Origin of the sequence: Streptomyces sp. NPDC048504 (assembly GCF_043200035.1) — a bacterium.
Taxonomy (GTDB): domain Bacteria; phylum Actinomycetota; class Actinomycetes; order Streptomycetales; family Streptomycetaceae; genus Streptomyces.
Window position 1 is genome coordinate 127,370 of sequence record NZ_JBICXA010000010.1, and the last position, 11,704, is coordinate 139,073.

7 protein-coding genes are annotated in these 11,704 nt (G+C 70.0%); 6 read left to right on the top strand and 1 reads right to left on the bottom strand.

Features of this window, described 5'->3' with window-relative positions; all coding sequences use genetic code 11:
- Positions 1-82: 82 nt before the first annotated feature.
- From ACGFY9_RS25180 to fusA, 3 genes are all read left to right on the top strand, one after another.
- Positions 83-3,061, top strand: coding sequence for a WD40 repeat domain-containing protein (locus ACGFY9_RS25180; RefSeq protein ID WP_393757622.1), 2,979 nt, complete (start codon positions 83-85; stop codon positions 3,059-3,061).
- A gap of 155 nt (positions 3,062-3,216) precedes the next feature.
- Complete coding sequence (locus tag ACGFY9_RS25185) at positions 3,217-4,059, top strand: NlpC/P60 family protein (RefSeq protein ID WP_393757624.1); 843 nt, start codon at positions 3,217-3,219, stop codon at positions 4,057-4,059.
- Between the two features lie 279 nt (positions 4,060-4,338).
- Positions 4,339-6,396: an elongation factor G gene (gene fusA, locus ACGFY9_RS25190; RefSeq protein ID WP_393757626.1), complete on the top strand. Its 2,058-nt coding sequence runs from the start codon at positions 4,339-4,341 to the stop codon at positions 6,394-6,396.
- A 124-nt stretch (positions 6,397-6,520) separates the two neighbouring features.
- On the opposite strand, the gene ACGFY9_RS25195 is transcribed toward fusA, so the two are convergent.
- Entirely contained in the window at positions 6,521-8,287 is a 1,767-nt protein-coding gene (locus ACGFY9_RS25195; RefSeq protein ID WP_393757628.1) for a coagulation factor 5/8 type domain-containing protein, read from the bottom strand.
- A gap of 210 nt (positions 8,288-8,497) precedes the next feature.
- Here ACGFY9_RS25195 and ACGFY9_RS25200 point away from each other — a divergent pair, with 210 nt between their 5' ends.
- From ACGFY9_RS25200 to ACGFY9_RS25210, 3 genes are read left to right on the top strand one after another with little or no spacing between them, the layout of a single operon-like run.
- Entirely contained in the window at positions 8,498-9,814 is a 1,317-nt protein-coding gene (locus ACGFY9_RS25200; protein ID WP_393757630.1) for an ABC transporter substrate-binding protein, read from the top strand.
- Positions 9,815-9,822: 8 nt separating this feature from the next.
- A complete protein-coding gene (locus ACGFY9_RS25205; RefSeq protein WP_393757632.1) occupies positions 9,823-10,818 on the top strand; it encodes a carbohydrate ABC transporter permease in 996 nt (331 codons plus the stop codon).
- A gap of 22 nt (positions 10,819-10,840) precedes the next feature.
- Positions 10,841-11,680, top strand: a complete 840-nt coding sequence (locus tag ACGFY9_RS25210; protein WP_393757988.1) for a carbohydrate ABC transporter permease — start codon at positions 10,841-10,843, stop codon at positions 11,678-11,680.
- The last annotated feature ends 24 nt before the right edge of the window (positions 11,681-11,704 follow it).

Genomic DNA, 11,704 nt, shown 5'->3' on the forward strand with positions numbered 1-11,704 from the left:
CCCGGAACTCCCCCGGGACAGGCTGATCCCGTCAGCAGGAAGCACAGCCTGCGGCGACGCAGGAGACCCACTAGGGGGAGACATGCGCAAGATGATGAGCGCCTTCGCGGCACTCGCCACCGCGGCCACCGCGGTCGTGGCGATGGGCGGCGCCGCCCAGGCCGCGCCCGCGAGCAACAGCACGGTGTACGGCCCCGCCGAACTCGCCGGCGTCACCCTCGAACCCGGCCTGGTCCCCCTCCTCCTGCGCGACGCCGGCCTGCGCGACGAACCAGGCACCGTGGACCGTTCCAACACCCCCGACGACACCCCCTCCGGCGCCCTGCCCCTCGTCTCCCACGCCCTCCTCGCCACCTGGCAGCAGCGCGAGGGCACCACCCTCACCGTGGCCGGGTACGAGCGCACCGGCGGCATCCGGGGCGCCATCGCCCGCACCGCCGAGACCGTGTTCGCCCAGCTGTACCCGGCCGAGCAGAAGACCATCCGGCGCGTCCTGTCCCGGCTCGTCCACGTGTCCGACGAGGGGACCGTCGCGACCCGGCGCCGCGCCAGCCGCAGCGCCCTGATGGAACAACTCGCCGATGCGGACGCCGCGTCGGCCGCCCTCGACGTCTTCGTCCGGGCCCGGCTGATCACCGTGGACCGCGACACCGTCGAGATCACCCACGAGGCCCTGCTGCACGCCTGGCCCCGGCTGCGCGACTGGATCCACGCCGACCGCGCCGGACTCCTCATCCACCAGCAACTCGCCCACGCCGCCGCCGAATGGGAGCGTGAGGACCGCGACCCGTCCGCCCTCTACCGCGGCACCCGCCTCGACACGGTCCGCGCCTGGGCCGACGAACTCGACGGCCGCAGCCGCCTCGGCCCCCGCGAAGAGGCCTTCCTCAAGGCCAGCCAGGCGGAGGAGGACGCGCGTCAGCACCTGGCGAGACGTCAGATCCGGTTCCGTCAGGCCCTGTTCGCGATCCTGGCCGTCCTGCTCGGCCTCGCTGTGACCGCCGGCGGCCTCGCCTACCAGCAGCGCGCGAGCGCTCTCGACCAGGAGCGCGTCGCCCGCTCCCAGGCCCTCGCCGTGCAGTCCACCTCCCTGTCCGGCAGCCAGCCCGAGGCCTCGATGCTCCTCGCCGAGGAGGCCTACCGCGCCGATCACACCCCCGAGGCCCGCGGCGCCCTGCTCAGCACCCAGGCCCAGGCCTTCACCGCCCGCCTCGTCGGCCACCACGGCCCGGTCAACGCCGTCGCCTTCGCACCGAACGGCAAGCTCCTCGCGACGGCCGGCGCGTCCGGCACCGTACAACTGCGCCGCACCAGCGATCACCGTACGACCGCCACGCTCACCCTCCCCGGACGGGTCCGGTCGGTCGGCTTCAGCCCCGACGGGGCCGCGCTGGCGGCGACGTCCAGCGACGGGCCGGTACGGATCTGGGGCACCGCCGACCACCGGGTGCGGACCCTGCTGCCCGCGAGCACCACCGGCGCCCGCGCCCTCGCCTTCGACCCCCGCGGCCGTACCCTCGCGGTCGCCGGTGACGATGGAACGGTCCAACTCTGGGACATCGCAGGCGACAAGCCCACCGGGGTACGGCTCGCCGGGCACACCGGCCGGGTCAACACGCTGGCCTACGCCCCGGACGGCAGGACCCTGGCCTCGGGCGGCTCCGACCGGACCGTACGCCTGTGGGACACCGAAAGGGAACGGTCCCTCGCCGTGCTCAAGGGGCACACGGACGAAGTGCTCGGGGTGGCGTTCTCACCGGACGGGCGGAGCGTGGCCTCCGGGGGCGTCGACCGGACCGTACGCCTGTGGGACGTGGCCTCGGACCGGTCCACGGCGACGCTGACCGGACACAGCGACGACATCAACGCGGTCGCCTACACACCTGACGGCAGCACGGTCGTCAGCGCGGGCGGCGACGGCACGACCCGCCTGTGGGACGTGCGCACGGGACGGCCGGCCGCGATCCTCGCCGGGCACACCGACTACGTGATGTCCGTCGCCGTGAACTCCACCGGCACGACCCTCGCCACCGGCGGCTTCGACCAGTCGGTGGTGCTGTGGGACCTGCGTGGCCCGGTGCTCACGGCCCGGCCGTTCACCGAGGTCTCACAGGCCGCGTACAGCCCGGATGGAACGCTCCTGGCGACCGCCGACGCGGACCACACCGTACGGCTGTGGGAGGTGGCCCGGCACCGGGTCGTGACGACGTTCAGGGGCCACCGCGAGAGCGTGTTCTCGGTGGCGTTCTCGCCGGACGGGCGGACCCTCGCGTCGGCGGGCTCGGACGGCACGATCCGGCTGTGGGACGTCCGCTCGCACCGCGCGCTCGCGACCCTCACCGGCCACACCGGGGACGTCTTCTCGGTCGCGTTCGCGCCCGACGGCCGCACCCTCGCCTCCGCGGGCGCCGACCGCACGGTCCGCGTCTGGGACGCCCACGGCCACCGCCAACTCGCCGTTCTCAACGGCCACTTGGACTCCGCCAACGATGTCACCTACAGCCCCGACGGCCGCACCCTTGCCAGCGCGGGCGACGACCTGACCATCCGCCTCTGGAACACGGCGACCCACCGCCCCCTCGCCACCCTCACCGGCCACACCGGCGCGGTGCGGGGCGTGGCCTTCAGCCCCGACGGACGGACCCTCGCGAGCAGCAGCAACGACGGCACCGTCCGCCTGTGGGACGTCCGCCACCGCCGCTTCGAGGCCTCCCTCACCGGCCACACCGGATCCGTGCGCGGCATCGCCTTCTCACCGGACGGCCACCTCCTCGCGAGCAGCGGCAGCGACCGTACGGTACGGCTCTGGGACATGGCCGGACGCCGGCCGTGGGCCACGCTCACCGGGCACACGAACGCGGTGTGGGGCGTCGCGTTCGCGCCCGACGGCCGGACCCTGGCGAGCGGCAGCAACGACGGGACCGTACGACTGTGGGACCTCGATCTCGGGGACCGGCTCACCCGAATCTGCCGTCTACGGAAGGCAATTGGGCCCCAGGAGCGCAAGACGCTGATGCCCGGACTGCCCGTGTCGTTCACCCCCGCGTGTGCGAAGCCCTGACCGCGGAGGGCCAACTGCCCCTGGTGGGACGGGGTTTCCCAAGGGTTTCCCGTTGCCCCTCGGGGTGGGGTGACGACGGGTCCTCGACCGGCCGGGCCGGGGTCGGCAGGCTGGTGCACGACCAGTTTCGGACCACAGGAAACGGGGGTCCCGGCATGCTCCGGCGGACCGGAATCATCGGCACACTCATCGGGCTCTTCGCCTTCGTCCTCTGGGCGCCGGCGGCTGGCGCCGCCCCGGCCGCGAGCAGCTGCGGTGTCCTCGCACCCGGCGCCTCGGCCGCCGCGCAGAGCGCGATCGCCGCCGCCTGCGCCCAGGTCGACGCGGGCACCTGGTACACGTGGGGCGGCGGCCACGGCGCGCAGCCCGGCGCCACCTACGGCCAGGTCGACCCCACCGACCCGGCCAGCAACCAGGACCCCGAGCGGCTCGGCTTCGACTGCTCGGGGCTCGTCCGCTACGCCTACGCGCAGGCGGCCGGCTCCGACATCCTCAACGGCGACGCGAGCCAGCAGTACTACACCACCCGCGCCGCCGCCCGCTTCACCGCGGCCCAGGGCGAGGCCCCGCTGCTCCCCGGCGACCTGCTCGCCTACGGCACCTCGGCCGACCTGCACCACATCGCGATCTACATCGGCGCGGGCAAGATGGTCGAGGCCAGGCAGTCCGGCACGCATCTGATGGTCAGTGATGTTCGCCTGGGCGGCGACTACTTCGGGGCCGTCCGCGTCAACACCGGTGCGGTGACCGGGCATGTCTTCCGGACCTGGGGCACCGGCGTCTGGACGAAGACGGCACCCTCGGTCAGTGCCACGCGCGTCTACGCCTTCCCCGATGAGACCAGCATCCGCGTCGAGTGCCAGAAGCACGCGGAGACCGTCACCTCCGACGGCTACACCAACGACGCCTGGGCCTATCTGCCCGACTACAAGGCATGGATGACCAACATCTACATCCAGGGTCCGGCCTGGCTGGACGACGTCCCCACCTGCACCTGACCCACATCCCATAAATCCCGTGCTCCACACCCCGGGTTTCCCTACACTCGCCACATCCGTTGACGAGTGAGGGGAGCCCGGCCGTGCGTTACAGCACCGCTGTCGTCGTTCCTCCCTCCCGGTACGAGGTGATCCTCGTGTCTCCGGCCGTCCGGTGCCCGCTGCGCGGCCGGTACCGAATGCCCGTGACATGACAGCTTTTTGACACTCCGTCAATGTCCTGCTCCGCACGGGAATTGCGCCGCCCTGCAAGGAAACACTTTCGAAAGGCCACGGGCCGTGCGCACCGAACGCCCTCTCACCAACCCGCTCTCCGCCGTCCGCAACCTGGGCATCCTCGCCCATGTCGACGCCGGCAAGACCACCGTCACCGAGCGGTTCCTCTACCTCACCGGCACCACGCACAAGCGCGGTGAGGTCCACGACGGCACGACCGTCACCGACTTCGACCCCCAGGAGCGCGACCGTGGGATCACCATCTTCGCCGCGGCCGTCACCTGCGCCTGGGACGGTCACCGCGTCAACCTGATCGACACCCCGGGCCATGTCGACTTCGCCGACGAGGTGGAACGGTCCCTGCGCGTCCTCGACGGCGCGATCGCGGTGTTCGACGCCGTCGCGGGCGTCGAGCCGCAGAGCGAGTCGGTGTGGCGCCAGGCCGACCGGTACGGCGTGCCGCGCATCGCCTTCGTCAACAAGCTGGACCGGGCGGGCGCCGACCTCGACACGGCCGTCGCCTCGATCCGCGAACGGCTCCATCCGGCGCCGCTGGTGGTGCAGTTGCCGATCGGCACCGAGGACGGCTTCACCGGCGTCGTCGATCTGCTCCGGATGCGTGCCCTGGTGTGGACCGACGGCAGCGACGCTCCCGAGGAAGTCCCGGTCCCGGACGGCCTGTTGGAGGAGGCGCGGCGGCGCAGACGGCTGCTGGAGGAAGCCGTGGCGGAACTGCACGCGGGTGCGCTGGAGGAGTTCTACGACGGCTCGGCCCTGTCCGCCGAGACGTTGAGCACCGCCCTGCGCGACCTCACCCGCACCGGCGACGGTGTGGTCGTCCTGTGCGGCTCGGCCTACCGCAACCGCGGCATCGAGCCACTGCTGGACGCCGTAGTCGCGTACCTGCCGTCGCCGTCGGACGTCCCGGCGGTACGGGGAACGGACGACGCCGGCGCCGAGCAGGAACGGGCGGCCGATCCCCAACTGCCGTTCGCCGCGCTGGCGTTCAAGGTGAGTGCGACCGCGACCGGGCGGCTGACGTATCTGCGGATCTATTCGGGCACGATCGAGAAGGGAGACACCGTGTGGGACCCGGGCGCGCGGCGCACCGAGCGGATCGGGCGAATCCTGCGGGTGCAGGCCGACCGGCACGAGCGGCTGGACCGGGCGGTCGCCGGGGACATCGTCGCCGTGGTGGGACTGAAGTCCGCCCATGCCGGCTCGACCCTGTGCGCGCCGGACGCCCCGCTCGTCCTCGAACCGCCCACGGTCGCCGACCCGGTGGTCTCCGTGGCTGTCGAGGCGCGCAGGAGCACCGACACCGACCGACTGGCCTCGGCACTGGCCCGACTGGGCGAGGAGGACCCGTCGTTGGTCGTCCGCACCGACGCCGAGACCGGCCAGACGGTCCTGTCCGGCATGGGCGAACTGCACCTGGAGGTCGCGGTGGAGAAGATCCGCCAGGCCACCGGTGTGGACGTCAACGTCGGCCGCCCCAGGGTCGCTTACCGGGAGACGGTCGTGCGCGGAGTGACCGGCCGGGTCTACCGGCACGTCAAACAGGACGGAGGATCAGGCCAGTTCGCGCACATCGTGTTCGACGTCGAGCCGCTCGACGGCCCCGGCTTCGAGTTCCGCTCGGCGGTCGTCGGCGGGCGGGTGCCCCAGGAGTACGTCCGCTCGGTGGAGGCCGGGTGCCGTGACGCCCTCACCGAGGGGCCGATCGGCGGCTTCCCGGTGACCGGGCTGCGCGTCACGCTGACCGACGGGGCGACCCATGTGAAGGACTCCTCGGAGCAGGCGTTCCGCACGGCCGGCCGCCTGGGCCTCCGCGAAGCCCTGCGCGCCTGCACGACGGTCCTCCTCGAACCGGTCGTCGAGGTCACCGTCACCGTGCCCGAGGACGCGGTCGGCGGCGTGCTCGGCGACCTGGCCGCCCGGCGCGGCCGCGTCACCGGCTCGACGACCCGCACGGGCTCGGCGATCGTCACGGCGGCCGTGCCGCTGGCCGAACTCTTCGGCTACGCAACGCGGTTGCGCAGCCGGACCCAGGGCCGGGGCACGTTCACGGCCCGGCCGACGGGATACGCGCCCGCGCCGGGTGCGGTGACCGTCCGGTGACGGTGGCGGGTGCGGACCGAAGTGGGAGCTTCGGCCCGCACCCGCCACGTACTGAGGGACTTCGGGGGTCTCTGGCAGTCCCGGGATCTCAGGGATTCCTGGGATCCCGGGGACTCCCGGAGTCTCAGGGGTACGAGACCACCGTGGACGGCACGGTCGACGTGCCCGAAGTCGGCGCGCCCGTCTCGTTGATGACGTGCTCGTACTGGCCCTGGCCGCCGAGCGAGACGACCAGCAGGTCGTGGAACTTCACGCCTGAACGGTTCGGCGCCGCGAAGCCGTTGTGCTGCACGATCGTCGGGGCGACGTTGTAGTAGCAGTAACTGCCCAGGCCCCAGCCCTCGTGCACGGTCACGTTGTCGCCGACCTTGTAGGCGGCGTACCCCTTGATCGACCCGTTCTGGATGGCCGCCTGGTTCGGGGCGTCGTACGCCTTCTCGTTCTGGAAGAAGATCGTGCGGCCCCGCTCGCCGTTCCACTGGACGTCGTACTTGTTGAAGTGCTCCACGAACAGGCCGGTGGCCAGCACGTCGGCGCCGTTGACGAGGAGGCCGTAGTCGGCGCGGTTGGTGTCCCAGCCGATGCCCGTGCCGTGGTCGGCGCGCCAGAGCCAGGTGTGGTCGACGATGGTGTGGCGGTTGTTGATGACCATGCTGGTGGTGGCCTTGCCGGCGCCCGCGCCGCCGATGCGCACGAACACGTCCTGCACGGTGGTCGGGTTGGCGGAGTGGTCCGTGGTCGTGCCTGAGGGGCCAACTTCCAGCAGGGTGTTCGAGTTGACCGTGCCCGCGTCGATCAGGAACCCGGCCAGGCGTACGCCGTCGACGTCGGCGGTCTTCAGGGCCGTGACTCCGTTGTCCGGGACGAGAGTTGCGTAACCCAGGCCCAGGACAACGGTGTTGGCGCGGTTCACCTGGATCGGCTGGTCCAGGTGGTAGATCCCCGGGGTCAGCAGGAGGTGAAGTCCCTGCGTGAGCGCCTGGTTGAGGGTGGCCGCCGTGACGCCCGGCTTCGCGACGTAGAACTGGGACAGGGACAGCGAGGTCCCGCGCGGCGTGCCGTTGCCCCAGGTCACGCCGCTCGCGTTGGTGCGCTTCTCCGGGAGGAAGACGCGGTACTCGGTGCCGTTCAGGTACAGGAAGGGCTTCTCGCGGGAGACCGGTGTCGTGGCCAGCGTGGTGTACACCGGGTTCGGAAAGCCCTGGGCCGGCGCGCCCTGCACGCCTGAAAAGACCATGTTCCAGACGCCGTTGAGCCAGCTGCCGATCACGCTGTCCCGGGTGTACCACTGCTGCTGCGAGTACGGCTGGACCTGGCCGTCGATCCGGCTGTCGGCGATGTAGCCGCCGCTCGCCCAACCGTAGCCGTTGGGCGAGAGGTTGAGGCTGCCGCGCACGTGCATACGACGGAAGGGGGCCGCCTGAGCCACGGCCCACCTGTTCGTACCGCTGACAGGGACCAGCGCGAGGTTCTCCGCCGAACGCCAGAAGTTCTGCGTGGCGTTGCCGTTGAACCAGCCGGCGTCGACCGTGATGTCACCGTTGATCGTGGTGTCGTCGGGGGAGAGGCCGAGCCCGGAGATCGAGGTGTAGAAGCCGAGTTGGGCGTTGAGCCCGCTGTACGTGCCCGGCTTGAACAGCAGTTGATAGCGGCCCGTGCCGAACTGGGCCGTCTCCTGCTGGGCGAAGATCTGGTCCAGCTTCGCCTGGATGCCGGCGGTGGACGGGTCGAAGACGATGACGTTGGGGCCGAGATCGCCGCCTCCGGGCAGCGCGCGCGGTGTCACCGCGGTGGGGGCGGAGGGGGCGGCCGAGGCGGCTGTGGGCAGGCCGGCCAGTGCGGAAGCGGCGGCGGCCGCACCGAGAACTGTTCTGCGTCGAACTGAGGACATGTCGCGGCTCTCCTTGTTCATGAAATGAACGCCGGTGGGGTTGGGAGCGCTCTCTCGCGGGGGAATGCTTCAGGTCCGTGAACACGGTCGTCAAGAGGTACGACCGAGTTCGACGAGTGGCGTCCAAACTCTTGACGCCTTTGGCTTCCGAGGTTTAACTCACGTCCTAAATTAAGTCGTGAGTGCATTCCCTGAAGGGACACCCGGAGTATGCGCAGCATCCGAGCCGCGGCCGTAGGCGCCGTCACCATGTCACTCGCCCTTGCGGCCACGGCCTGCGGAGGCGGTTCGTCCACGGGTGGGGGATCCAACGACTCGCCCAAGACGCTCACCTACTGGGCCTCGAACCAGGGCGCCAGCATCGCGATCGACAAGAAGGTCCTCCAGCCCGAGCTCGACAAGTTCAAGAAGCAGACCGGCATCACGGTGAAGCTGGAGGTCGTGCCCTGGTCCGACCTGCTCAACCGCATCCTCACGGCGACGACGTCCGGCCAGGGCCCCGACGTCCTGAACATCGGCAACACCTGGAGCGCCTCGCTGCAGGCCACCGGAGCGTTTCTGCCGTGGAGCGCGGCCAACTTCGCGAAGATCGGCGGCAAGGACCGCTTCGTCGACTCCGCGCTCGGCTCCACCGGCGCCACCGGCAAGGACCCCGCCGCCGTCCCGCTGTACTCGATGGCGTACGCGCTCTACTACAACAAGCAGATCTTCGCCGACGCCGGCATCTCCCAACCGCCCGCCACCTGGGCCGAGTTGGTCGCCGACGGAAAGAAGATAGAGGCGAAGGGGAAGCAGGCGCTCGGTGCCGAGGGCGCCAACGTCTCCGAGAACATCCACCACACCTTCGTCTTCGCCAAGCAGCACGGCGCCGACTTCTTCACCGCCGACGGCAAGGCCGACTTCACCAACGACGGTGTCGTGGCCGCCGTCAAGCAGTACGTCGACCTGATGGCCAAGGACAAGGTCATCCCGGTCGGCAACGCCGAGTACGCGCAGAACCAGTCCGTCAGCGACTTCGCCAAGGGCAAGACGGCGATGCTGATGTGGCAGTCGGCGTCCGCCAACCTCAAGTCCCAAGGGATGAGCGAGAGTTCGTACGGCATCGCCCCGATACCCGTGCAGTCCGGCACCCCGGGCACCGGCGCGCAGACCAACTCGATGGTGGCCGGCATCAACCTCGCCGTCTTCAAGAACACGAACAACTTGGACGGTTCCACCAAGTTCGTGAAGTTCATGACGAGCGACGCCGAGCAGAAGATCCTCAACACGGCGTACAGCTCCATCCCGCCGGTGAAGACCGCGCAGGAGGACACCGCGTTCAACACCCCCGCGAACGCCGTCCTCAAGGACACCCTCGCCAAGAGTGCCGCAGCGCTCCCGCAGGTCGCCGACGAGTCGCAGTTCGAGACGGCGGTCGGCACGGCCGTCAAGGACCTGTTCGCCGACGCCGCCGCGGGACGCGCGGTGACGACCGCGTCGGTCAAGGCGGAGCTCGAAAAGGCTCAGCAGCAGATGCCGGCGAAGTGAGTGCGACTGTGACGAGCACTGTCACCCCGGAGGCCGCCGAGCGGAAGACCCCTTCCGCCACGGCGGCCCCCGGCCCGCGCCGCCGCCGTACCGACCGGATCCGCCGGATCGGGCTGCCGTATCTGCTGCTTCTGCCCGCCCTGATCCTCGAACTCCTGGTCCACCTGGTGCCGATGGTCATCGGCATCGTCATGAGCTTCAAGGAGCTCACCCAGTTCTACATCCGCGACTGGGGCACCGCGCCCTGGACCGGTTTCGGCAACTACAAGGTCTCGGTGGACTTCAGCGCCGCCGTCGGCAAGGCGCTGCTCCACTCCTTCTTCGTCACCGTCGGCTTCACCCTGCTGTCGGTCGCCTTCTGCTGGCTGCTCGGCACGGTCACCGCGATCTACATGCAGGACAACTTCCGCGGCCGGGGTTTCCTGAGAGCGCTCTTTCTGATCCCGTACGCGCTGCCGGTCTACGCGGCCGTCATCACCTGGGTCTTCATGTTCCAGCACGACAACGGCCTGGTGAACCACGTCCTGCACGACCAGCTGCACATCACCAGCAAGCCGTCGTTCTGGCTGATCGGCGACAACAGCTTCTACGCGCTGCTCATCGTGCACGTGTGGAAGGGCTGGCCGTTCGCCTTCCTCATCGTCATGGCCGGCCTGCAGAACATCCCCAAGGAGCTGTACGAGGCCGCGTCGATCGACGGCGCCGGCATGGTGCAGCAGATCCGCCGCATCACCCTGCCGTCGCTGCGCCCCGTCAACCAGGTGCTGGTCCTCGTCCTGTTCCTGTGGACGTTCAACGACTTCAACACGCCGTACGTCCTGTTCGGCAGGTCGGCACCCGAAGCCGCGGACCTCATCTCGGTGCACATCTACCAAGCCTCGTTCGTCACCTGGAACTTCGGCACCGGCTCGGCGATGTCGGTCCTGCTGCTCCTGTTCCTGCTCGTCGTCACCGGCGTGTACCTGGTGCTCACTTCACGCGGACGGAGGTCGGCCGATGTCTAGTTCCTCTCTCTCCCGGTCGCCGATGGCCCCGCCCCGCTCCTTCATCTGGTCGCGGCGGATCTTCCTCACCCTGCTCGCCGGCTTCGTCCTGGTGCCGGTGTACGTCATGCTCTCCAGCTCCCTGAAACCGCTCTCGGATGTCACGGGCAAGTTCCGCTGGCTGCCGAGCGGTCTCACGATCCGCCCGTACATCGACATCTGGTCGACGGTCCCGCTCGCGAAGTACTTCATGAACTCGCTGATCGTGTCCGTCGCAGCCACGGTCTGCTCGGTGGTGATCGCGGTCTTCGCCGCGTACGCCGTCAGCCGCTACGAGTTCCGCGGCAAGCGCGTCTTCACGGTCACCGTCCTGTCGACGCAGATGTTCCCGGGCATCCTCTTCCTCCTCCCGCTGTTCCTCCTCTACGTCAACATCGGCAACGCCACGGGCATCGCCCTGTTCGGCTCGCGCGGCGGCCTGATCCTGACGTATCTCACCTTCTCCCTGCCCTTCTCCATCTGGATGCTGATCGGCTACTTCGACTCCGTGCCAAGGGACTTGGACGAGGCGGCGCTGGTCGACGGCTGCGGTCCGCTCGGCGCACTGCTGCGCGTCGTCGTACCGGCCGCGATCCCCGGCATCGTCGCGGTCGCCGTCTACGCCTTCATGACCGCGTGGGGAGAAGTCCTCTTCGCCTCCGTCATGACCAACGACGCGACCCGCACGCTCGCCGTCGGACTCCAGGGCTACTCCACGCTCAACGACGTGTACTGGAACCAGATCATGGCCGCCTCGCTGGTCGTCAGCGTGCCCGTGGTCGCCGGCTTCCTGCTGCTGCAGCGCTATCTCGTCGCCGGGCTGACGGCGGGCGCCGTCAAGTGACCGACCCGACCAACTCCGCTGACC

Excerpts from the sequence above, each read along its gene's own strand:
- ACGFY9_RS25185 (WP_393757624.1), top strand. The coding sequence starts at position 3,217 with ATGCTCCGGCGGACCGGAATCATCGGCACACTCATCGGGCTCTTCGCC.
- ACGFY9_RS25200 (WP_393757630.1), top strand. The coding sequence starts at position 8,498 with ATGCGCAGCATCCGAGCCGCGGCCGTAGGCGCCGTCACCATGTCACTC.
- ACGFY9_RS25210 (WP_393757988.1), top strand. The coding sequence starts at position 10,841 with ATGGCCCCGCCCCGCTCCTTCATCTGGTCGCGGCGGATCTTCCTCACC.
- ACGFY9_RS25180 (WP_393757622.1), top strand. The coding sequence starts at position 83 with ATGCGCAAGATGATGAGCGCCTTCGCGGCACTCGCCACCGCGGCCACC.
- ACGFY9_RS25195 (WP_393757628.1), bottom strand. The coding sequence starts at position 8,287 with ATGTCCTCAGTTCGACGCAGAACAGTTCTCGGTGCGGCCGCCGCCGCT.